Origin of the sequence: Streptomyces sp. NPDC002809 (assembly GCF_040295435.1) — a bacterium.
Taxonomy (GTDB): domain Bacteria; phylum Actinomycetota; class Actinomycetes; order Streptomycetales; family Streptomycetaceae; genus Streptomyces.
Map to the genome: position 1 here is coordinate 172,801 of NZ_JBEOVJ010000002.1, position 23,079 is coordinate 195,879.

Here is a 23,079-nt window from a genome sequence, read left to right on the forward strand (position 1 = left end):
GGGCAGTGGGCGGCCGGCCACGGTCCGGCGCGGTGCCTGCGCCGCGATCGGCGGCAGCAAGCAGGCACGCCCCGGCCGGGCAAAGGTGTGCCGCGACGTCACCCACGCCCGAAACGGCGAGGCCCGAGCGGGCGGGCGGGTCAGAACAACGGCTGGGGCAGCACTCCCTCCAGGGCCAGGAGCTGCCGCTTGGTCTCCAGCCCGCCGCCGAAGCCGCCGAGCCCGCCGTCGCTCTCCACCACCCGGTGACAGGGCACCACCACGGGCAGCGGATTGGAGCCCATGGCGGCACCGACCGCCTGGGCCGCACCGGGCTGTCCCACCCGGTCGGCGAGGTCCCCGTACCCTGCCACCGCGCCGTACGGCACACCTGCCGCCAGCTCGCGGAGGACCTGGCGGTTGAAGCCGTTCGTCAGCGACCAGTCCAGGTCGAGCGAGAACTCCCGCAGCGTGCCCGCGAAGTACGCCGCGAACTGGCGTATCGGCTCCGCGAGCCGTGCGGAGCCGGGCGCGTGGACGGGCTCCGCACCGAACCGGGCGGCCAGCCGGTCCAGCGCCCGGTCCCGTACCGCCGGCCGGGCGTGGAAGACCACGGTCACCAGGCCCGTATCGGTCGCGGCCAGCATGAGCGGGCCGATGTCGCTGTCGACGACGGCCCACTCGACAACCCCGTTGTTGTTCATGGGAACCACCGTACGACCGGCCACTGACAACGGACGGTGGCGGCCGCCACCGCCCGGCCGCCGAGCGGTCCCGGACGGTCCGTCCGGAGCGACACAGAGCGACAGGGAGGGGCCCCGAGCGGTCCGCCGCTGCCCCGAGCGCTCCGAGCGGTCTGCTGCGGCCCGAGCCACCCCGAGCGCTCCGCCTCCGCCCCGGGCGGTACTGAGTGATCAGGCAGTAGTCGCCTCCCGCACCACGTCGGGGGCGTTGGTGATGATGCCGTCCACGCCGTAGCCGGCCACCCGGAGCGCTTGCTCCGCGTCGTTGACCGTCCAGGTGTTGAGCCGGAGCCGTTTGTCGTGGGGGCCCTTCAGCGCGTGCACCGCTGCCACGTACTCGCTCGAGATGGAGGTGTACGCCGGGTTGATCCGGTCGGTGAATTCCGCGTACGAGGGAAGGTCGGCGAGGGCCGGGGTACCGAGGAAGCCCGTGACGACGTCCGGGCGCTGCTCGTGCACCTCGCGCAGGCTGTCGGCGCCGAAGCTCTGGATCACCAGACGGCTGCGGACGTGCTCGCGGTCGAGCCACCCCTCCTGACGCAGGACCCGCAGGGTCGCCTGTTCGATCCCGGGGTAGGTCTCGGGACTCTTGATCTCCAGGAGCAGGTTCTGGTGGTTGCGCCCGATCCGGTGCAGGTACTGCCGGAGCGTGGGCACCCGGGCCCCGGCGTACTCCGGACCGAACCAGCTGCCCGCGTCCAGCCGGGCGATCTCGGCGGCCGTGAAGTCCTTGACCGCCCACGGCGCACGGCCGGGGAAGACCTCCTCGGCGTCCGTGGTCCGCCTCAGACCGGTGTCGTGGATGACGACCGGAACACCGTCCCGGGTGAGCTGGACGTCGTTCTCCACCCAGTCGAAGCCCAGGACGTCGGCCTTGTCCACCGCCGCCAGTGTGTTCTCGGGCGCGTACGCCGACGCGCCCCGGTGAGCGATGACGAGCGGGTCGTCCGTCCACCCCCGGGACACGTCGCTCACGGCCCGCACGCCGGCGCCGGCGTGCGTCGCGGAGCCCGCGGCGGCGGTGTGGGCCACCTCCACGGGCCGGCCGGCCGCGGTGGCGTCCGTGCCCGGCGCTTCGGCGGTCGTACCCGGCATCAGCAACGTGCCGGCGCCCAGCAGGGCGGCGGCAGCGACGGAGGCGGTTGCGGTGCCTGCGTACACGTGTACTCCTTGCGTCAGAGTTGCGGACGGCCCGAGGGCTGCGGCCGTCGCCGAACGGGGGACAGGGTGGAGGACGGCCACCACGTGAACCCGTCCCGAGGACCGGGTCATGGGCTGCCACCCCTGTCGATAAAATGCGAGCTCTTCTGTTTGTTTGCCGGGCCTTGCGCCTTAAAGTCAGCCGAACCCGGGCTTCTGCGAAGGGCGTACGAGCATGCAGGGCACAATCGACGGCTTCGGCTATGGGGCGGTCACTCCCGTGGCCGCCTTCCTCATGGCCTGTCTGGGCGCGGCCTTGGGCCTGCGCTGCACCACCCGGTCGCTGCGCACCGAGCGTTCCTTCAAGGCCGGCTGGCTGGCTCTGGGGGCGACCTCCATAGGTTCCGGCATCTGGACGATGCACTTCATCGCGATGGTCGGTTTCACCGTCGACGAGGTGCCGATCGGCTACGACAAGCCGATCACCTTCGCCAGCCTCGCCGTCGCGATCGTCATGGTCGGCATCGGGATCTTCCTGGTCGGGTACCGCGGCGCCACCCGCATGGCACTGGTGACGGGAGGAACGATCACCGGACTCGGCGTGGCCTCCATGCACTACCTCGGCATGGCCGGTATGCGACTTGATGGGCAGTTCGAGTACGACACGATCACCGTGTCGCTCTCCGTCGTCATCGCCGTGGTGGCATCGACCGCCGCGCTCTGGGCCGCCGTCTCCATCCACGGCTTCCTGCCCAGCCTCGGTGCCAGCGTTGTGATGGGTGTCGCGGTGAGCGGCATGCACTACACCGGCATGGCAGCCCTCAGGGTCCATCTCCACCCGGCCGCCCTCACCGACGCCTCGGCGGTCTCCGGCGACAGCGCGACCGAGCTGCTCGTCCCCATGCTGATCGGCCCGGCCTGCTTCCTGGTGCTTGCCGCGGTCGTCGTGATGTTCGACCCCCTGGTGGTCATGGGCACCCCGGACTGGAACGACCCCGCGGTCATCCGCGGGGCCAGGGCCCCCGGAATCCCGGCCCAGCGCCAGGTTCCCCGGTTCGGTACGCACGCCGACCCGGCCTCGTTCCACTCGGAGCGCCAGGACTCCGCGCAGCCCCAGGACTGGTGACATCGGACCGCCGCGGACGCTGACCCGGCCCCGTTGTCAGTGGGGGGTCGTACGGTGGTTGCATGCGGCCCGTTTCGAAGATCGAACGTTCGGTGGCGCCTTTCGAGGTCGTCAGTCCCTACCAGCCCAGCGGCGACCAGCCCGCGGCCATCGCCGAGCTGGAGCGGCGCGTCCTGGCAGGTGAGAAGGACGTCGTGCTCCTCGGTGCGACCGGCACCGGTAAATCGGCGACCACCGCCTGGATGATCGAGAAGCTGCAGCGCCCCACGCTGGTGATGGCGCCGAACAAGACGCTCGCCGCCCAGCTGGCCAACGAGTTCCGCGAGCTCCTGCCGAACAACGCCGTCGAGTACTTCGTCTCGTACTACGACTACTACCAGCCCGAGGCGTACGTCCCGCAGTCGGACACCTACATCGAGAAGGACTCCTCGATCAACGAGGAGGTCGAGCGGCTGCGTCATTCCGCCACGAATTCGCTGCTCACCCGGCGGGACGTCGTCGTGGTCGCCTCCGTGTCCTGCATCTACGGCCTCGGTACCCCACAGGAGTACGTGGACCGGATGGTCCAGCTCAAGGTGGGCGACGAGATCGACCGCGACCAGCTGCTGCGCCGCTTCGTCGAGATGCAGTACACCCGCAACGACCTGGCGTTCACCCGGGGCACCTTCCGGGTCCGAGGCGACACCATCGAGATCTTCCCGGTCTACGAGGAGCTCGCCGTCCGCATCGAGATGTTCGGTGACGAGATCGAGGCCCTCTCCACGCTCCACCCGCTCACCGGCGAGATCATCAGCGAGGACCGGTCGCTCCACATCTTTCCCGCCAGCCACTACGTCGCGGGCCCCGAACGCATGGAGAAGGCGGTCGGCCGCATCGAGAAGGAGCTGGAGGAGCGCCTCGCCGAGCTGGAGAAGCAGGGCAAGATGCTGGAGGCCCAGCGGCTGCGCATGCGCACGACGTACGACATCGAGATGCTCCGCCAGATCGGCACCTGCTCCGGCGTCGAGAACTACTCGATGCACTTCGACGACCGCGACCCCGGCACTGCCCCCCACACCCTCCTCGACTACTTCCCCGAGGACTTCCTCCTCGTTCTCGACGAGTCGCACGTCACGGTGCCGCAGATCGGCGCGATGTACGAGGGTGACGCCTCCCGGAAGCGGACCCTGGTCGACCACGGCTTCCGGCTGCCCTCCGCCCTGGACAACCGCCCGCTGAAGTGGGAGGAGTTCCTCGGACGGATCAACCAGACGGTCTACCTCTCCGCCACCCCCGGCAAGTACGAGCTCTCCCGGGGCGACGGGTTCGTCGAGCAGATCATCCGGCCGACCGGACTCGTCGACCCGGAGATCGTCGTCAAGCCCACCGAGGGCCAGATCGACGACCTGGTGCACGAGATCCGCAAGCGCACCGAGAAGGACGAGCGGGTCCTGGTCACCACCCTCACCAAGAAGATGTCGGAGGACCTCACCGACTACTTCCTGGAGCTGGGCATCCAGGTCCGTTACCTGCACAGCGACGTCGACACTCTCCGCCGTATCGAGCTGCTGCGCGAACTGCGCTCCGGTGAATACGACGTCCTGGTCGGGATCAACCTCCTGCGTGAGGGCCTGGACCTGCCGGAGGTGTCGCTCGTGGCCATCCTCGACGCCGACAAACAGGGCTTCCTGCGCTCGGCCACCTCGCTGATCCAGACCGTCGGACGTGCGGCTCGAAACGTGTCGGGGCAGGTCCATATGTACGCGGACAAGATCACCCCGGCGATGGCGCAGGCCATCGACGAGACCAACCGCCGGCGTGAGAAGCAGATCGCGTACAACACCGAGCGCGGACTCGACCCGCAGCCGCTCCGCAAGAAGATCAACGACATCGTCGCGACGATCGCCCGCGAGGAGGTCGACACCGAGCAGCTGCTCGGCACCGGCTACCGCCAGACGAAGGGCGCCAAGGCACCTGTGCCCACGCTGGGCATCAAGGCCGGTGCGGCCAAGGGGAAGGCCGGGAAGGCCGGCGGGGACAAAGCGGCGGTCACGGACCGGCCGGCCGCCGAGCTCGCCGGGATCATCGAGGAGATGACCGACCGGATGCGTGCGGCCGCCGCGGACCTGCAGTTCGAGGTGGCGGCACGACTGCGTGACGAGGTGGGGGAGTTGAAGAAGGAGTTGCGCCAGATGCGGGAGGCGGGCCTGGCCTGACCCCGCCGCGCCCGGTGTGTTGCAAGACCGACACAAAACGGCCCTTGGCGGCTGTGCCTGTGATGTGACTGCGTAGGGTGCTGGAAAACCGCGCAAGGACGGTTGCGGGGACAGCGGAGAGGGGACAGCGCGTGACGGTCAATATGACCAAGGGTCAGGCCATCAGCCTGCAGAAGAGCGACGGGGGGACCCTGACCGCGGTACGGATGGGGCTCGGCTGGCAGGCGGCTCCGCGCCGCGGTCTGTTCGGCTCACGCACCCGGGAGATCGACCTGGACGCCTCGGCGGTCCTGTTCGCGGACAAGCAGCCGGTCGATGTCGTGTTCTTCCGGCACCTCGTCAGCGATGACGGTTCGGTCAAGCACACCGGGGACAACCTGGTCGGTGGTGCCGGCTCGGGCGGCGACGACGAGGCGATCCTCGTCGACCTCCAGCGGGTGCCGGTCCACATCGACCAGATCGTCTTCACGGTGAACTCCTTCACCGGTCAGACGTTCCAGGAGGTGCAGAACGCCTTCTGCCGCATCGTGGACGAGACCAACGGCCAGGAGCTCGCCCGCTACACGCTGGACGGCGGCGGGCAGTACACCGCGCAGATCATGGCGAAGGTGCACCGTTCCGGCAGCGGATGGCAGATGACCGCCATCGGCAACCCGGCCAACGGCCGCACCTTCCAGGACCTCATGCCGGCGATCCTGCCGCACCTGTAGGCAGCACCGGACCCAAGGTCCGCATCGGTACGCGCAGCTCCCGGCGGCATCGGCTGCCGGGAGCTGCACCGCATCGCAGCACCTCGAAGTGCCCGGTACGGGGCCAGCGGCACAGCACGGCACGGCGCCACGTACGGCGGGGCCACGTACGGAGGCGCCACCGCGTACGGCACCGCACCATGCACGACATCGCACCGCGCAGAAGCAACTCGTCGAGGGGACAGGGCAATGACGGCCGAGCTGGTCCGGGGGCAGAACCACACCTTGCCCCAGACCCGTCTGGAGATCCGGGTTTCGGCCGGCGCACCCGTGGTGGCCGGTGCCACCCTCGGGGACGAGCGCGGCACGGTGCACGGCGTCGAGTGGATAGCCCACCCCGGGTCGCCGCAGCTGCCCGGACTGGAGGTGTCCAGGCAGGCCGCCGCCGAGCACCGGCTCGCGGTGGACCTCGGCGCCCTGCCCGAGACGGTGCACCGCGTCACGGTGCTGCTGGCATTGCCGCTGGAGGCGGGCGGCCCGACCCGGTTCGGCGCGGTGGCCGCGCCCTTCGTCGCGGTCACCGGACTCGACGGCACGGAGATCGCCACCTTCACCCTGACCGGTCTGGACTCCGAGTCCGCGGTCGCCGCCCTGGAGCTCTACCGCAGGCAGGGAGCCTGGAAGGTCCGTGCGGTGGGCCAGGGCTACGCGGGCGGTCTCGCCGCGATGCTCGCCGACCAGGGGGTGGCCGGGGCGGCCGAACTGGCGAGGTCGATCCAGGAAGCGGTTGCCCGCGGCCTGGCCCGCTCGGTGGCCCCGCCCCCGCCCCGCACCTCGGAGGGCGACCGGGTCAGGCACGCCGGGGGTCCGGCGCCGGCCCAGGGCGGCGGACTGCCCCAAGCCGCCCAGCAGCCCGGCCCTCTGGACGAGCCCTCTGCGCCGGCCACTCCCGTCGCACCCGCCGTCCCCTCCGCAGGGGGCCCCATCGACTACGCGCACCCGCGTCGCCAGGCCACCGCGCCTCCACCGCCCCCGCCGGCCGCGCCGCCCGCCCAGCCCGGGCAGCCCGCGACTCCCGTCGCCGGGGACGCGACCGGCTGGTCCATGGACGAGCGTCTCTACAACCAGGTCTGGGGCATGTTCGAGGACCTGGCCCGGGCCACCGCCGCGTACCGCAGCGCCGTCGACTTCGCCGAGTCCCGGATGGACCAGGAGCTGGAGCGGGCCCTGTCCGATCCGCGCAGCAGGATCGGCGGCACGGGCGACCGGGCCCGCGAGCAGGCGCGCGCCAAACGCGACGAGCTGACCGGCCGGGCCCGCGAGGCACTGGACCGCGATCTCGCCCAGCTCGCCGCCGAGGCCGCCGTGGTGGAACCCGCGCTCCCCGCCGCGTACGCCGGCTGGGACAACCCCGTCTGGCACGCCTACCGCGTCCCGATGGAGATCCCCATGGCTCTGCGGATCGGTGACCTCCATCTGCCGGAGAGCGCCGGGGTGAAGATCCCGCTGCTCGTCCGGCTGCCGCTGGAGCGCGGCATGTGGATCGACAGCGGGCGCACGGCGTCCGAGGCCGCCGCCCTGACCGATTCGGACCAGCTGCGTCGGCTGGCCATGGAGAGCGCCGTCCTGCACGCCGCGCGGATGCTCGCCGTGTACCCGCCGAACGAGTTCTCGGTCCACGTCATCGACCCGGCCGGCTCCGCCGCCGCGGCCCTGGCCCCGCTGGTCGGCGCCGGGGTGCTCGCGGGCCCGCCCGCGTCCGGGCCCGGGGGAGTGTCCTCGGTGCTCGCCGGCCTCACCCGGCGCGTCGACCTGGTGCAGATGGCGATGAGGGCCGGAGCCGCCGATTCGCTGCCGCCCGACCTGGACCCGGCCGAGCAGCTGCTGATCGTCAACGACTTCCCACACGGATTCGACGACCGTGCCGTTACCCAGTTGCGCTATCTCGCCGACGAGGGCCCCTCCGTCGGGGTGCATCTCATGATGGTCGCGGACCGGGAGGACGCCTCGGCGTACGGTCCGGTGCTCGACCCGCTGTGGCGTTCGCTGCTCCGCGTCACCCCGGTCGCCGACGACCATCTGGCCGACCCCTGGGTCGGTCACGCGTGGACGTACGAGCCGCTCAGCACCCCGCCCGGCAGCCGCGTCCTGGAGCAGGTGCTGGACCGGGTGGCCGCCGCGCGCCGCACCGGGCACCGCTGAGCCACCCGCCTCCTCACCCACTCCGACCTGGGACTTTGGGACTTCTTTAGCCTTCTCTTTACCTTTCCTTGGTATTCCCTGTACTGTTCTTTGGGCGGAGGGGAGTACTCCCATACGCGGCGTTCCCGTCAGTACGGACTGTGACCGGTCCCGGGGCGCCGGCCCGGACGCGCATCCCGCGCGCCCAGGTGGAAGAGACCTCCGGCAGCGACGACGCTGATCAGTAGCCGTAGCGAACTGCCGGAGGCGCAGTGGACGTTTCATGGACCCTCTGGGCGCTGACCATTCTTGGTCTGAGCGCCCTCATCGCCGTCGACTTCTTCATCGGGCGCAAGCCCCATGACGTATCGACCAAGGAAGCCGGAATCTGGACGGTCGTCTGGATCGCGCTGGCCGCCCTCTTCGGGCTCGGCCTGCTCGTGTTCGGCGAGAGCCAGGCCTCGGGCGAGTTCTTCGCCGGCTTCATCACCGAGAAATCGCTGAGCGTCGACAACCTCTTCGTCTTCGTGCTGATCATGGCGAAGTTCTCGGTGCCCTCCCACCTCCAGCAGCGGGTGCTGCTCGTCGGCGTGCTGATCGCGCTGGTGCTGCGGGCGATCTTCATCGCCGCGGGCGCCGCGGTCATCGCCAACTTCTCGTGGGTCTTCTACATCTTCGGCGCGTTCCTGATCTACACCGCCTGGAAGCTGATCCAGGAGGCGCGGGCCGACGAGGAGGAAGAGCAGTTCGAGGAGAACCGCCTCCTCAAGAACATCGAGCGCCGCTTCGGAGTCGCCGACCGGTACCACGGCACCAAGCTCTTCATCCGCAACAACGGCAAGCGCGTCCTGACCCCGCTGATGGTGGTCATGCTCGCCATCGGGACCACCGATGTGCTGTTCGCGCTGGACTCCATCCCCGCGATCTTCGGTCTGACCCAGGACCCGTACATCGTGTTCACCGCCAACGCCTTCGCGCTGATGGGACTGCGGCAGCTGTACTTCCTGATCGGCGGCCTGCTCAAGAAGCTGGTCCACCTCAGCTACGGGCTCTCGGTCATCCTCGGCTTCATCGGCATCAAGCTGGTGCTGCACGCCCTGCACGAGTCGGGGGTGCACGTCCCGGAGATCTCCATCCCGGTCTCGCTGGGCGTCATCTGCGGCGTGCTGGTGATCACCACGATCACCAGCCTGATCGCCAACAAGAAGACGGCCGCTGCCGAGGCCGCGGCGGAGTCCGGAAAGGCCGAGGAGTCCGCGAAGAAGGGCGTCGGCATCGACGGCTGACGCCCGGGCGGCGGGCGGGGTGACGGGCGCGGACCGCGTGCCCGTCACCCCGCCGCCGTCACCAGCCCCGGGCCCGCCACTCCGGCAGGTGCGGGCGCTCGTCGCCCAGAGTGGTGTCGTGCCCGTGCCCCGGGTACACCCAGGTCTCGTCCGGCAGCGAGTCGAAGAGCTTGGTCTCCACGTCGTGCAGCAGGCTCACGAAGGCCTCGGGATCCTTGAACGTGTTGCCGACCCCGCCCGGGAAGAGGCAGTCCCCGGTGAACAGGTGCGGAGCACCGTGCGGGTCGTCGTAGACGAGCGCGATCGAGCCCGGGGTGTGGCCGGTCAGATGGCGGGCGGTCAGTGCGACCTGCCCGACCCGGATCGTGTCGCCGTCCTCGACGAGCACATCCGTCGACACCGGGATCCCCTCCGCGTCGAACCGCCCGGCGTACGTACGCGCACCGGTGGCCGCGACCACCTCGTCCAGCGCCTGCCAGTGGTCGCCGTGCCGGTGCGTGGTGACGACCGAGGCGATCGAGTCGTCGCCGATCAGTCGCAGCAGGGTCCCGGCCTCGTTGGCCGCGTCGATCAGGAGCTGCTCGCCGGTGGCCCGGCAGCGCAGCAGGTAGGCGTTGTTGTTCATCGGGCCGACGGCGACCTTGGAGATCATCAGATCCGTCAACTCGTGTACGTCCGCACGCCCGCCGACCTTGACCACTCCGCTGTACGTCATGCCTCTCAGCCTATAGCGGGGGCAGTGCGGGAAGGGTTCCGCCCTCGACGGTCAGAGCGGACCCGTCGCGCCGCCCGCTGAGCCACCCGAGCAGCTCGGACGCCGTACCGCGGACCCCGGCGGACCCCTCCGCGCCGCCGCCGGTCGTCCAGGTGCGGCCCGTGCCGTCGGACAGGCCCGTCGAGACGACCGCGGGGTGTCCGGCGAAGCGCTTGGCCAGGAAGCCGATCAGCCGGGCGGCGAACTCGTCCGGCAGGTCCTCCAGCTCATAGCCGATCCCCAGGTCCACGTGGTGCAGCTCGACCTCGACGCGGCGGCGGAAGGGGATCCGGGACGCGGGGTCCGTCACACCGTTGCGCAGCGCCACCGTGCGTGACCAGTCCGCGGGTTCCGCGGCGGCGTCCGTGAAGCGGGCCGCGCTCGCTGCCAGGTCGGCCTGCTGCTCCGGCTGCGGCCGGGGGGCGTCGCGCTCGATGTCGCGGTCGCGGGTTTCGCTGTCTGCGTACATGGGCCGGCCCTGGAGAACATTTACGAGCGCGTCGGCGTTACGTGAGAGGTGCGCGATGACATGACCCCGGCTCCAGCCCGGGAGGTGCGACGGTTCGGCGAGTGCCGCGTCGTCCAGTTTCTCCGTGGCGCTGAGCAGTCGGTCGGTAGCTTCACGCAGTGCTGCCAGGTCGTGCACATGATCAGTCATGGGGCCGAGCCTAGTCTCGCCACTCATTCGGGTGAAGGAGTCATCAGCCGTCCGTAAATCGAATGTGCGTGCTATACGCTCGGAGTCGAAAGCTTCGTACATCGCTGTGGCACCCCCCATACCCTGGGGCAGGGGCTCAGTTCCCCCGCTTCTCTCTAGAAAGGTGCGGACCGGCGTGGCCGACCGTCTCATCGTCCGTGGCGCTCGCGAGCACAACCTCAAGAACGTCTCGCTCGACCTCCCCCGCGACTCCCTCATCGTCTTCACCGGGCTCTCCGGGTCGGGCAAGTCCTCCCTCGCGTTCGACACGATCTTCGCCGAGGGGCAGCGGCGCTACGTGGAGTCGCTCTCCTCGTACGCCCGGCAGTTCCTCGGCCAGATGGACAAGCCGGACGTCGACTTCATCGAAGGTCTGTCGCCCGCCGTCTCCATCGACCAGAAGTCGACCTCGCGCAATCCGCGCTCGACGGTCGGCACGATCACCGAGGTCTACGACTACCTCCGGCTGCTCTTCGCCAGGATCGGCAAGCCGCACTGTCCCGAGTGCGGCCGCCCCATTTCGCGCCAGTCGCCGCAGGCCATCGTGGACAAGGTCCTCGGCCTGCCCGAGGGCAGCCGCTTCCAGGTGCTCTCCCCGCTGGTGCGAGAGCGAAAGGGCGAGTTCGTCGACCTCTTCGCCGATCTGCAGACCAAGGGGTACAGCAGGGCCCGGGTCGACGGCGAGACCATCCAGCTCTCCGAGCCGCCCACGCTCAAGAAGCAGGAGAAGCACACCATCGAGGTGGTCATCGACCGCCTCACGGTGAAGGACAGCGCCAAGCGCCGGCTGACCGACTCGGTCGAGACCGCGCTGGGCCTCTCCGGCGGCATGGTCGTGCTCGACTTCGTCGACCTCCCCGAGGACGACCCCGAGCGTGAGCGGATGTACTCCGAGCACCTCTACTGCCCGTACGACGACCTCTCCTTCGAGGAGCTGGAGCCGCGCTCCTTCTCCTTCAACTCGCCCTTCGGCGCCTGCCCCGACTGCACGGGCATCGGCACGCGCATGGAGGTCGACCCGGAGCTGATCGTCCCGGACGAGGAGAAGTCCCTCGACGAGGGCGCGATCCACCCCTGGTCGCACGGCCACACCAAGGAGTACTTCGGCCGCCAGATCAACGCCCTGGCCGAAGCCCTCGGATTCCGTACGGACATCCCCTGGGCCGGGCTGCCGCAGCGTGCCAAGAAGGCCCTGCTCTTCGGCCACAAGATCCAGACCGAGGTCCGCTACCGCAACCGGTACGGGCGCGAGCGCGCCTACACCACGCCCTCCTTCGAGGGAGCGGTGCAGTTCGTCAAGCGGCGGCACTCCGAGGCGGAGAGCGACTCCAGCAGGGAGCGCTTCGAGGGCTACATGCGCGAAGTGCCCTGCCCGACCTGTGAGGGCACCCGGCTCAAGCCGATCGTCCTCGCGGTCACGGTGATGGAGAAGTCCATCGCCCAGGTCGCCGCGATGTCGATCAGCGAGTGCGCCGATTTCCTCGGCCGCATGAAGCTGAACGCCCGCGACAAGAAGATCGCCGAGCGGGTGCTCAAGGAGGTCAACGAGCGACTGAAGTTCCTGGTCGACGTCGGCCTCGACTACCTCTCGCTGAACCGGGCGGCGGGCACCCTGTCCGGCGGCGAGGCCCAGCGCATCCGGCTTGCCACCCAGATCGGCTCCGGCCTGGTCGGCGTGCTGTACGTGCTGGACGAGCCGTCCATCGGGCTGCACCAGCGCGACAACCACCGGCTGATCGAGACCCTGGTCCGGCTCCGCGACATGGGCAACACGCTCATCGTCGTCGAGCACGACGAGGACACCATCAAGGTCGCCGACTGGGTCGTCGACATCGGCCCCGGCGCCGGCGAGCACGGCGGCAAGGTGGTCCACTCCGGCTCGCTCAAGGAGCTGCTGGCCAACGACAAGTCGATCACCGGTCAGTACCTGACCGGCAAGAGGTCGATCGCGATGCCCGAGATCCGGCGCCCCGTCGATCCCTCGCGGCTGCTCACGGTCCACGGTGCCCGGGAGAACAACCTCCAGGACATCGACGTCTCCTTCCCGCTCGGCGTGCTGACCGCCGTGACCGGCGTCTCCGGTTCCGGAAAGTCGACGCTGGTCAACGACATCCTCTACACCCACCTGGCACGCGAGCTGAACGGCGCCAAGTCGGTGCCCGGCCGGCACACCAGGGTCGACGGGGACGACCTCGTCGACAAGGTGGTGCATGTCGACCAGTCGCCCATCGGCCGCACGCCCCGGTCCAACCCGGCGACGTACACCGGTGTCTTCGACCACGTCCGCCGGCTGTTCGCGGAGACGATGGAGGCGAAGGTCCGCGGCTATCTGCCGGGCCGGTTCTCCTTCAACGTCAAGGGCGGCCGCTGCGAGAACTGCTCGGGCGACGGCACCATCAAGATCGAGATGAACTTCCTGCCGGACGTGTACGTCCCGTGCGAGGTCTGCCACGGAGCGCGCTACAACCGGGAGACGCTGGAGGTCCACTACAAGGGCAAGTCCATCGCCGAGGTGCTGGACATGCCGATCGAGGAGGGCCTGGAGTTCTTCGAGGCCGTCCCGACCATCGCGCGCCACCTGCGGACGCTCAACGAGGTCGGTCTGGGATACGTCAGGCTCGGCCAGTCCGCGCCCACGCTCTCGGGCGGTGAGGCCCAGCGGGTGAAGCTGGCCAGCGAGCTCCAGAAGCGTTCCACCGGACGTACGGTCTATGTTCTGGACGAGCCGACCACCGGTCTGCACTTCGAGGACATCTCCAAGCTGATCAAGGTGCTCTCCGGCCTGGTCGACAAGGGCAACACGGTGATCGTCATCGAGCACAACCTCGATGTCATCAAGACCGCCGACTGGGTCATCGACATGGGACCCGAGGGCGGCAACGGCGGCGGCCTGGTCATTGCCGAGGGCACCCCGGAGTATGTGGCGGGCGTCCCCGCCAGCCACACCGGGAAGTTCCTCCAGGGCATCCTGGACGCGGACCGGGTGAGCGAGGCGGCCGTGCCCGCGGCGCGCAAGCCGGCGCGGAGGACGGCCGCGAAGAAGGCGGTCGCCGCGAAGGCCACCCCCGTGCGGAAGACGGCGACGGCGAAGACCGCGACGGCGAAGACCGCCACGGCGAAGGCCGCCGGGACGGCTGCGGCTAAGAAGCCCGCGGCCAAGAAGGCGACCCGCGCCCGCAAGGCCTGACGAGTCCGGCCGGCGGCCGGGACCGGCAGCGCGGTGTGACGCCCGTCCCGAGGTGGCGGCCCCCTTTCGATCCGGGGGCCGCCACCTCGGCGTGTTCCTGCCCTGGCCAGGCACGATTGGGTGCACCCGGCCCCGGCGCAGGAGCGTCCGTCTCCGCCGGTATCGTCGGTTACGTCACCGCTGCCTCTGCCGCCCCGGGCGCCCCGGCAGCCTTGGCACCCTCTGCCCCTCTGACCTGTGGAGACCGCATGTCCGGCCAGCCCACCGCCCGCCGAACCGTGCTGAAGGGCGCCGCTCTCGCGGGCGTCGCCGGGCTGGGAGTGGCCGCCTGCTCGACCGACTCGAAGCTCGGGCACGCCGAGACGCCGACCCCCACCGCCCCCGTCGAGCTCGGCGCCCCCGACGAGATCCCGGTCGGCGAGTCCAAGCTCTACCGCGAGCAGCGCGTCATCGTCAGCTGCCCGGCCAAGGGGCAGTACAAGGCGTTCAGCGCCCAGTGCACCCATGCGGGCTGCCTGCTGGACAAGGTCGAGAAGAACGAGGGGCACTGCCCCTGCCACGGCAGCCTCTTCGACACCACGACCGGCAAGGCCATCCACGGCCCAGCGACCGTGCCGCTGCCTTCCGTCCCGGTCAAGGTCGAGGGCGGCAAGCTGATCGCGGGCCCCGACGCCTGATCCGGCCGACGCTGATCCGGTCCCGACGGCGGACCTGCCCGGTCCCGACGGGCGGACCTGCCCGGTCCCGACGGGCGGACCTGCCCGGTCCCGACGGGCGGACCTGCCCGGTCCCGCCTCCTCCCGGCGCTGACGCCGGACCCGCCCGGTCCCGACGCCGGACCCGCCCCTCCTGTGCCGCACCGACCTCCCCCGACGCGCGCCGGACCAGCCTCCCCCGACGCGCACCCACCGGACCGCACCGGACCGCACCGGACGGCACCGGACGGCACCGGACCGCACCGGAGGGCCCGGGGAGCCGTCTCACCCCCAGTCCCAGTCGATGCCGACCAGGCCGGGCCGTACACCCTGTTCCACCAGATGAACGGTCCGGTGCCGGCCGGTGAGCGTGAGATCGGTCCGGCCGCCGCGCGGCGCCCCGGCGGAGACCTGCGCGAATCGCCGGCACCGTACCGGCAGCGCCTCCTCGTCGAACCGGATCTGCAGCACGTACTGCCCGCCACCGAAACTGAAGCCGCGGACGTACTCGCCGCAGGGCCCTCCCGTACCGTCCTCGAAGCCGTAGCCGAAGAGGTACGTCTCGCCCGCCCGCAGCCGGGTGTCGAAGAGCAGCTCGGCGACCAGGACCCCCGTCGCCGTGTCCCAGCGGACCCGCCCCGTCCGGCAGTTCTCCCGGGCGCTCACCCCGACCCGTGACGGATCGCAGCCCGGATCGCCGCGGTACACGGCGAGATAGCGGTCGATGCCGTCGCGGTGGGCGCGCACGATGTGTTGCGAGCTCCGGTACTGCATCTGACGGCCGGGCCCGATCCGTACCCGCTCCTGATGCCCCACCGTGTGCAGCCCGCCGTCAGCGGGTGACTCCATTGCCGCGAGCAGGCCCTCCACCGCTCCGGACCCCTCCATGAGCGAGCGGTACGAGCGGGCGGGGGGACGGCCGGCACCGGCGCGGGACTCCCCGGTCCGGGACTCACCGGCCCCGAGCAGCCCGAGCAGGGAGTTCCCCGGGAGCTCCAGCACCTCCTCCAGCGCCTTCACGGCCCGCAGGGACTCCGGGCGCTGCGGACGCCGGGCGCCCTGCTGCCAGTAACTGAGGCTGGTCACGCCGACCTTGACCCCCCGGTGCGCCAGATGGTGCTGCACCCGCTGCAGTGGCAGCCCGCGTACGGAGAGAGCGGTGCGCAGCGCCAGGTGGAACGGGCCGGTGCGCAGCACCTGCGCCAGTTCGGCCTCGGTGTGCTGCATACGTCCTCCAGGTGAACGTTCACGACGGGCGACGGCCGGGCCGCGCCGACGGGTGTGGGGCCGCAGGCGGCCAGGGGGGGAGCGTTCACACACCCGCCACCGGCGTTCACACCGCGATGTTCCCCCGCATTGAAGCGTGTTGACCCGCTCCCGACAACGGTTGATGCTCCTCGCAGCGTCCGGACGCGCTCCTTGGATCCCCACCCCCCGCCCCGGGAGGAACGCCATGCGCAACCGAAGAATCCGGCCGGGCCGGCTGTCGGTGACAGCCGTGCTCGCCGCCGTACTGCTCGCCGTACCCACGGCGACCGCCACCGCCGCCGATCAACACCACGCCACCTCCGCGGCGACAGACACCCTTGCCGCTGCCCAGCGGCTGAACATCAGCATGCAGGCGCAGCAGAAGACGAACTGGTGCTGGGCCGCCGCCGGCAACACCATCGCCACCTGGTTCGGACGGAACTACACCCAGAACCAGTTCTGCAACGCGGCCTTCGGCCGGGCCCAGGGCTACGAGTGCCCCAACTCCCAGGCCTCGCTCGGCAACGTCCAGGACGGTCTCAACTGGGCCGGCATCAACCCCGGCTCGTACGTCACCGGCTGGCTGCGCTACCCGACCGTACAGGCCGAGATAGCCGCCGGACGGCCGGTGGAGACCCGTATCCAGTGGTCATCGGGCGGCGGCCACATGCACGTCCTGTACGGGTACGACGACGCGAACAGCTGGGTCTACTGGGGCGACCCCTGGCCCTCCAGCAACCGCTACAACTGGGCCTCGCACGCCTGGTACGTGAACAACAGCGAGTTCTCCTGGACCCACTCGCTCTACCGGATCGGGGCGTGACGACATGACCTCCAACGGTTCCCCGGCTTCTCCTCCGGCCTCCCTGCCCCACCACGCCCCGCGCAGCGCACGCGGTGTGCGCCCGTTCGCCGCCGCCCTGGCCGCGAGCGGCGTGCTGGCCGGCGCGGCCCTGCTGACCGTCGCCCCGCAGGCGGCCGCCGCCACCGGACCCTCGGTCACCCCGGCGGCCCTCGCGGCGGCCCATGAGGCGGCCACCGACGCCACGACCCTGGACACGCTGTCCCGGTTCTTCGCCCGTGAGGGCGCCGTCACCAGGGCGGCCGCCGCACCGCGGATCGAGGGCGGGGCCGTGCCCGTACGCGCCCTGTCCGCGGAGTTCGTCGCGGGCGAACCCGGGGCGTCCGTCGCCACGCTGGAGTACCTCGCCAGTACGGCGGTCTCCTCGGACGGGCAGAGGGCATCGCTCTGGACGCTTCCCGAGCCGGGCAAGGACGGGAACCTGCAGGTGGTGAACATCGCCACCGGCGACGACGAGGCCCGTTACACGGCCGCCGGTGCACGCGAACTGCCGGGCGGCATCGTCTTCAGGGAACCGCAGATCGACGCCTGGTACGTCCAGAAGGGCGGCCGGGTGCTTCCCCTGGACACGGACGCCGTCCGTGCCGTCGGCGAGGGCGGCACCACCCTGGCCGCCTACCGCACCCGGGTACGGGCCGCGTACGCGGACAAGCTCCCGGGTTCCGGCTACGCCCGCGCAGGCCGGGCAGGCGGGTACGGACCCTCCGGCGCGAAGCCCGCCACAGGAGGGTCCGGGCCCGCCATCGCGGCGGACGCAGCCCCGGGCACCACCGGGGACGCCGTCCTGACCGCCACCTCCGCGGCAGCGGCGGCGGGCGCCGTCGCCGTGCTCGCCCTCTGCGGCGTCACCGCCCTGCGCCACCGGGGCCGCCGCGGGACCCGGTGACCGCGAAGGCCTCCGGACCGATGACCCCGTGCTCCGGGACACGTGACCCCACCCCGTGTCCCGGAGCACGGCGCCACCCATGAGCACGCCGTGCTGTCACTGCCCGCAAGTAGGGTGGGAGACATGGCAGACCCCTCCAGCTACCGCCCCAAGCCGGGACAGATCCCCGACTCCCCGGGGGTCTACAAATTCCGCGACGAACACCGCCGGGTGATCTACGTCGGCAAGGCGAAGAGCCTGCGCCAGCGCCTGGCCAACTACTTCCAGGACCTGTCCGGCCTTCATCCGCGCACGCGCACGATGGTGACCACCGCCGCGTCCGTCGAGTGGACCGTCGTCTCCACCGAGGTCGAGGCGCTCCAGCTCGAATACTCCTGGATCAAGGAGTTCGACCCCCGGTTCAACGTCAAGTACCGCGACGACAAGAGCTATCCGTACCTCGCGGTCACGCTCAACGAGGAGTTCCCGCGCGTCCAGGTGATGCGCGGCGCCAAGAAGAAGGGCGTGCGCTACTTCGGTCCGTACGGGCACGCCTGGGCGATCCGCGAGACGGTCGACCTGATGCTCCGGGTCTTCCCGGTGCGCACCTGCTCCGCAGGCGTCTTCAAGAACGCCGCCAGGTCCGGCCGTCCCTGCCTCCTCGGCTACATCGGCAAGTGCTCGGCCCCCTGCGTCGGCCGGGTCACCCCCGAGGAGCACCGCGAACTGGCGGACGACTTCTGCGACTTCATGGCCGGCCGCACCGGTACGTACATCCGCCGCCTGGAGAAGGACATGATGGCGGCGGCCGAGGAGATGGAGTACGAGCGTGCGGCCCGCCTGCGCGACGACGTGGAGGCGCTCAAGCGCGCCATGGAGAAGAGCGCCGTCGTGCTCGCCGACGCCACCGACGCCGACCTGATCGCGGTCGCGGAGGACGAGCTGGAGGCCGCGGTCCAGATCTTCCACGTCCGCGGCGGCCGGGTGCGCGGCCAGCGCGGCTGGGTCACCGACAAGGTGGAGAACGTCGACACCTCCGGCCTCGTCGAGCACGCCCTCCAGCAGCTGTACGGCGAGGAGACCGGCGACTCCGTTCCGAAGGAGGTCCTCGTCCCGGCCCTTCCCGAGGACCCCGAGGCGGTCTCCCAGTGGCTGGCGGACCGCCGGGGATCCCAGGTCAGCCTGCGCATCCCGCAGCGCGGCGACAAGAAGGACCTGATGGTCACGGTTCAGCGCAACGCCCAGCAGGCCCTGGGGCTGCACAAGACCAAGCGCGCCTCCGACCTGACCACCCGCTCCCGGGCCCTGGAGGAGATCGCCGAGGCGCTGGGCCTCGACACGGCCCCGCTGCGCATCGAGTGCTTCGACATCTCCCACCTCCAGGGCGACGACGTGGTGGCCTCGATGGTGGTCTTCGAGGACGGGCTGGCCCGCAAGGGCGAGTACCGCCGGTTCCAGATCAAGGGCTTCGAGGGACAGGACGACGTCCGCTCGATGCACGAGGTGATCAGCCGGCGCTTCCGGCGCTACCTCCAGGAGAAGGAACGGACGGGGGAGTGGGAGGAAGGCCCGGCGACCGACGGCCCCGCCACCGAGGCCCACGCCCTCGACGGCCCGGCCCCCGACGGCCCCGCCGTCAGCGGTCCCGCCCCCACGGGCCCCGTACCGGCCGGTCCCGAACAGGACGGGGCCGCCGAGCCCCGGGAGGACGACGGCAGGCCCAAGCGGTTCGCCTACCCGCCTCAGCTCCTCGTGGTCGACGGCGGGCAGCCCCAGGTCGCCGCGGCCAAGCGCGCCCTGGACGAGCTGGGGATCGACGACATCGCCGTCTGCGGCCTCGCCAAGCGCCTCGAAGAGGTCTGGCTGCCCGACGACGACGACCCCGTCGTCCTGCCCCGCTCCAGCGAAGGCCTCTACCTCCTCCAGCGTGTCCGTGACGAGGCGCACCGCTTCGCCATCACCTACCAGCGCGCCAAACGGGCCAAGCGCATCCGCTCCAGTCCCCTGGACGCGGTCGCCGGACTCGGAGAGACCCGGAAACAGGCCCTGATCAAGCATTTCGGCTCCGTCAAGAAGCTGAAGCAGGCGACAATCGACGAGATCTGCGAGGTTCCGGGGATAGGCCGCAGGACGGCGGAATCAGTGGCTGTCGCCCTCGCCACGGCCGCCCCGGCCACGCCCGCCGTGAACACGGCCACAGGAGAGATCATTGAAGAGGACGACGGGGGCAGCACGACATGACCGAGCACGAGCTTGAACACGGGCACGACCGCACAGACCGAGCAGACGGAGCAGCAGACGTGAGTACGGGCACCTCGATCGAGACGGGCGACAGCACGGTGGCCATTCCCGAGCTGGTCATCATCTCCGGAATGTCGGGCGCCGGCCGCAGCACGGCGGCCAAGTGTCTGGAGGACCTCGGCTGGTTCGTCGTCGACAACCTGCCGCCCGCGCTGATCCCCACCATGGTGGAGCTCGGCGCCCGCTCGCAGGGCAACGTGGCGCGGATCGCCGTCGTCGTCGATGTCCGGGGCCGCCGTTTCTTCGACAATCTGCGGGAGTCGCTCGCCGACCTGGAGGCCAAGGGCGTCACCCGGCGGATCGTCTTCCTGGAGTCCTCCGACGACGCGCTGGTCCGCCGCTTCGAGTCGGTCCGCCGCCCGCACCCCCTCCAGGGCGACGGCCGCATCGTCGACGGTATCGCCGCCGAGCGCGATCTGCTGCGCGAGCTGCGCGGCGACGCCGACCTGGTGATCGACACCTCCAGCCTCAACGTGCACGAACTGCGCGCCAAGATGGACGCCCAGTTCGCGGGCGACGAGGAGCCGGAGCTCCGCGCCACCGTCATGTCCTTCGGCTACAAGTACGGGCTGCCCGTCGACGCCGACCTGGTGGTGGACTGCCGCTTCCTGCCCAACCCGCACTGGGTCCCCGAGCTGCGCCCCTTCACCGGGCTCAACGAGGAGGTCTCCGCGTACGTCTTCGACCAGCCGGGCGCCAAGGAGTTCCTCAACCAGTACACGGAGCTGCTCCAGCTCATCGCCGCGGGATACCGCCGGGAGGGCAAGCGCTACGTGACCATCGCCGTCGGCTGTACGGGCGGCAAGCACCGTTCCGTGGCCATGTCGGAGAAGCTGGCGGCCCGGCTCGCCACCGAAGGGATCGAGACCGTGCTCGTACATCGAGACATGGGGCGCGAGTGACCAGTCGCAACCTCCGTCTGCGCCGGCTGAGCAGGGCCACCTCCGCACTGTCCGGCCGCAAGCGCGGCGCACAGCCCAAGGTCGTCGCGCTCGGCGGCGGCATGGGGCTGTCCGCCTCGCTCACCGCGCTGCGGCGGATCACCGGCGACCTGACCGCCGTGGTCACCGTCGCCGACGACGGGGGGTCCAGCGGCCGGCTCCGCGAGGAGCTGGGCGTCCTGCCGCCCGGCGACCTGCGCAAGGCGCTGGCCGCGCTGTGCGGCGACGACGAATGGGGCCAGACCTGGGCCCAGGTCATCCAGCACCGCTTCCAGTCCAAGGGCGACCTGCACGAGCACGCGGTCGGCAATCTGCTGATCGTCGCCCTGTGGGAGCAGCTCGGCGACCACGTACAGGCCCTGGACCTGGTCGGCAAGCTCCTCGGCGCGCACGGCCGGGTGCTGCCGATGTCCGCCGTGCCGCTGGAGCTCCAGGCGCTCGTGAAGGGGCACGACCCGGAGCGCCCGGACGAGGTGGACACGGTGCGCGGCCAGGCCACCGTGGCCCTCACGCCGGGTGAGGTGCAGTCCGTGCACGTCGTCCCGCACGACCCGCCGGCCGTGCCCGAAGCGGTCGCCGCGGTCCTCGACGCGGACTGGGTGGTGCTCGGTCCCGGGTCCTGGTTCTCCTCGGTCATTCCGCATCTGCTCGTGCCCGATCTGCTGGACGCACTGATCGAAACGAAGGCCCGGAAGGTCCTCTCGCTGAACCTCGCACCGCAACCCGGCGAAACAGATGGCTTCTCTCCGCAGCGTCATTTGGAGGTTTTGGGACGACACGCCCCTAAACTCGCCCTGGACGTGGTGCTGGCCGACGAGGCCGCCGTGCCCGACCGCGAGTCCCTCGCCGATGCCGCAAAACGGCTCGGCGCCGCGGTCGAGCTGGCGCCCGTGGCCTCACCCGACGGCGTTCCGATTCATGATCCGGAGCTGTTGGCTGCCGCGTACGACCGTATTTTTCGGATGCATGGAAGGATCGGCCCATGGCGATGACGCCAGCGGTGAAGGACGAAATCTCTCGGCTTCCCGTAACCCGGACCTGCTGCAGGAAGGCAGAAGTCTCGGCGATTCTTCGGTTCGCGGGTGGGCTGCACCTGGTGAGCGGCCGGATTGTGATCGAGGCGGAGCTGGACACCGCGATGGCGGCGCGCCGGCTGAAGCGGGACATTCTCGAGATCTTCGGGCACAGCTCGGAGCTGATCGTGATGGCTCCCGGCGGGCTGCGACGCGGCTCGCGTTATGTCGTGCGGGTGGTGGCGGGCGGCGACCAGCTGGCCCGTCAGACGGGCCTCGTGGACGGCCGCGGCCGTCCCATCCGCGGGCTGCCCCCGCAGGTGGTCTCGGGGGCCACCTGCGATGCCGAGGCCGCCTGGCGCGGGGCTTTCCTGGCCCACGGCTCGCTCACCGAGCCGGGCCGTTCCTCCTCACTGGAGGTGACCTGCCCGGGCCCGGAGGCCGCGCTCGCGCTGGTCGGTGCCGCGCGCAGGCTCTCCATCGCGGCGAAGGCCCGTGAGGTGCGCGGCGTGGACCGTGTCGTCGTCCGGGACGGCGACGCGATCGGCGCCCTGCTCACCCGGCTCGGCGCCCACGAGTCGGTGCTGGCCTGGGAGGAGCGGCGGATGCGGCGCGAGGTCCGCGCCACCGCCAACCGGCTCGCCAACTTCGACGACGCGAACCTGCGCCGGTCGGCCCGTGCCGCGGTGGCGGCAGGCGCCCGGGTGGGGCGCGCGCTGGAGATCCTCGGCGAGGAGGTCCCCGAGCACCTCGCGGCGGCCGGACGGCTGCGGATGGAGCACAAGCAGGCCTCCCTGGAAGAGCTGGGCGCCCTCGCGGACCCGCCGCTGACCAAGGACGCCGTCGCCGGACGGATCCGCCGCCTCCTCGCGATGGCCGACAAGCGGGCCCAGGACCTCGGTATCCCGAGCACGGAATCCACCCTCAGCGAAGAGCTGGCCGACGGCCTGGTCGGCTGATCCGCACCCCCGCCGACGAGCCGCGGGGGGAACGCGCCGCGCACCCGCGGGTGTTGACGCTGTGTAATCGTCGCAGCGGGCGGGGGCGGACAACCGGAGGCCCGTACTCCTACTGGGGAGTACGGGCCTCCGTCGTTCCTACGGCCCCGCTCGATGTCACCCCGAGGGCTTCGGAGAGGTAGGGTCGGAGGCGGTCGGGGACATCCCATACAACTCGC

18 protein-coding genes are annotated in these 23,079 nt (G+C 70.7%); 13 read left to right on the plus strand and 5 right to left on the minus strand.

Translation table 11 applies throughout. From position 1 onward, the window contains the following. Window positions 1–140: 140 nt before the first annotated feature. Together ABT025_RS02075 and ABT025_RS02080 are read right to left on the minus strand one after the other, a co-directional pair. Window positions 141–683: a methylated-DNA--[protein]-cysteine S-methyltransferase gene (locus ABT025_RS02075; RefSeq protein ID WP_350988772.1), complete on the minus strand. Its 543-nt coding sequence runs from the start codon at window positions 681–683 to the stop codon at window positions 141–143. A gap of 210 nt (window positions 684–893) precedes the next feature. After that, window positions 894–1,883: a glycerophosphodiester phosphodiesterase gene (locus ABT025_RS02080; protein WP_350988774.1), complete on the minus strand. Its 990-nt coding sequence runs from the start codon at window positions 1,881–1,883 to the stop codon at window positions 894–896. Between the two features lie 214 nt (window positions 1,884–2,097). Here ABT025_RS02080 and ABT025_RS02085 point away from each other — a divergent pair, with 214 nt between their 5' ends. The 5 genes from ABT025_RS02085 (at window position 2,098) to ABT025_RS02105 (ending at window position 9,339) form a co-directional block, all read left to right on the plus strand. Beyond that, on the plus strand, window positions 2,098–2,988 hold the full coding sequence (locus ABT025_RS02085) for an MHYT domain-containing protein (RefSeq protein ID WP_350988776.1): 891 nt from the start codon (window positions 2,098–2,100) through the stop codon (window positions 2,986–2,988). A 62-nt stretch (window positions 2,989–3,050) separates the two neighbouring features. Continuing rightward, a complete protein-coding gene (gene uvrB / locus ABT025_RS02090; RefSeq protein ID WP_350988778.1) occupies window positions 3,051–5,183 on the plus strand; it encodes an excinuclease ABC subunit UvrB in 2,133 nt (710 codons plus the stop codon). A gap of 131 nt (window positions 5,184–5,314) precedes the next feature. Further along, on the plus strand, window positions 5,315–5,893 hold the full coding sequence (locus ABT025_RS02095; protein ID WP_123526718.1) for a TerD family protein: 579 nt from the start codon (window positions 5,315–5,317) through the stop codon (window positions 5,891–5,893). Window positions 5,894–6,121: 228 nt separating this feature from the next. After that, window positions 6,122–8,074 carry a TerD family protein gene (locus ABT025_RS02100; protein WP_350988780.1) on the plus strand — a complete coding sequence of 651 codons (1,953 nt, stop codon included), beginning with the start codon at window positions 6,122–6,124 and terminating at the stop codon, window positions 8,072–8,074. A gap of 251 nt (window positions 8,075–8,325) precedes the next feature. Continuing rightward, a complete protein-coding gene (locus ABT025_RS02105; protein WP_350988782.1) occupies window positions 8,326–9,339 on the plus strand; it encodes a TerC family protein in 1,014 nt (337 codons plus the stop codon). A gap of 58 nt (window positions 9,340–9,397) precedes the next feature. Here ABT025_RS02105 and ABT025_RS02110 read toward each other — a convergent pair whose 3' ends face one another. Next, complete coding sequence (locus ABT025_RS02110) at window positions 9,398–10,054, minus strand: MBL fold metallo-hydrolase (protein WP_350988784.1); 657 nt, start codon at window positions 10,052–10,054, stop codon at window positions 9,398–9,400. Between the two features lie 10 nt (window positions 10,055–10,064). After that, a complete protein-coding gene (locus ABT025_RS02115; protein WP_350988786.1) occupies window positions 10,065–10,751 on the minus strand; it encodes a maleylpyruvate isomerase family mycothiol-dependent enzyme in 687 nt (228 codons plus the stop codon). Between the two features lie 175 nt (window positions 10,752–10,926). Between ABT025_RS02115 and uvrA the strand changes: the two genes are divergently transcribed. Together uvrA and ABT025_RS02125 are read left to right on the plus strand one after the other, a co-directional pair. Continuing rightward, entirely contained in the window at window positions 10,927–13,977 is a 3,051-nt protein-coding gene (gene uvrA / locus ABT025_RS02120; protein WP_350988788.1) for an excinuclease ABC subunit UvrA, read from the plus strand. A 248-nt stretch (window positions 13,978–14,225) separates the two neighbouring features. Beyond that, complete coding sequence (locus ABT025_RS02125; RefSeq protein WP_350988790.1) at window positions 14,226–14,654, plus strand: Rieske (2Fe-2S) protein; 429 nt, start codon at window positions 14,226–14,228, stop codon at window positions 14,652–14,654. Window positions 14,655–14,957: 303 nt separating this feature from the next. Here the strand turns inward: ABT025_RS02125 and ABT025_RS02130 are convergent, their stop codons facing one another. Beyond that, entirely contained in the window at window positions 14,958–15,899 is a 942-nt protein-coding gene (locus tag ABT025_RS02130) for a hypothetical protein (RefSeq protein WP_350988792.1), read from the minus strand. A 226-nt stretch (window positions 15,900–16,125) separates the two neighbouring features. On the opposite strand from ABT025_RS02130, the gene ABT025_RS02135 reads away from it, so the two are divergent. From ABT025_RS02135 to whiA, 6 genes are all read left to right on the plus strand, one after another. Then, on the plus strand, window positions 16,126–16,743 hold the full coding sequence (locus ABT025_RS02135; protein WP_350988794.1) for a papain-like cysteine protease family protein: 618 nt from the start codon (window positions 16,126–16,128) through the stop codon (window positions 16,741–16,743). 4 nt (window positions 16,744–16,747) lie between these two features. Beyond that, window positions 16,748–17,668 (plus strand): hypothetical protein, encoded by a 921-nt coding sequence (locus ABT025_RS02140; RefSeq protein ID WP_350988796.1) that lies wholly within the window; start codon window positions 16,748–16,750, stop codon window positions 17,666–17,668. Between the two features lie 123 nt (window positions 17,669–17,791). Then, a complete protein-coding gene (gene uvrC, locus ABT025_RS02145; protein WP_350988798.1) occupies window positions 17,792–19,888 on the plus strand; it encodes an excinuclease ABC subunit UvrC in 2,097 nt (698 codons plus the stop codon). Then, complete coding sequence (gene rapZ, locus ABT025_RS02150) at window positions 19,885–20,850, plus strand: RNase adapter RapZ (RefSeq protein WP_350988800.1); 966 nt, start codon at window positions 19,885–19,887, stop codon at window positions 20,848–20,850. The genes uvrC and rapZ overlap by 4 nt, the downstream gene beginning before the upstream one ends. Continuing rightward, the gene (locus ABT025_RS02155; RefSeq protein WP_350988802.1) at window positions 20,847–21,881 is read left to right on the plus strand and encodes a gluconeogenesis factor YvcK family protein; all 1,035 of its coding nucleotides are present in this window, start codon (window positions 20,847–20,849) and stop codon (window positions 21,879–21,881) included. Before rapZ ends, ABT025_RS02155 begins: the two co-directional genes overlap by 4 nt. Further along, on the plus strand, window positions 21,872–22,861 hold the full coding sequence (gene whiA, locus ABT025_RS02160) for a DNA-binding protein WhiA (RefSeq protein WP_024494235.1): 990 nt from the start codon (window positions 21,872–21,874) through the stop codon (window positions 22,859–22,861). Before ABT025_RS02155 ends, whiA begins: the two co-directional genes overlap by 10 nt. Window positions 22,862–23,079: the final 218 nt, after the last annotated feature.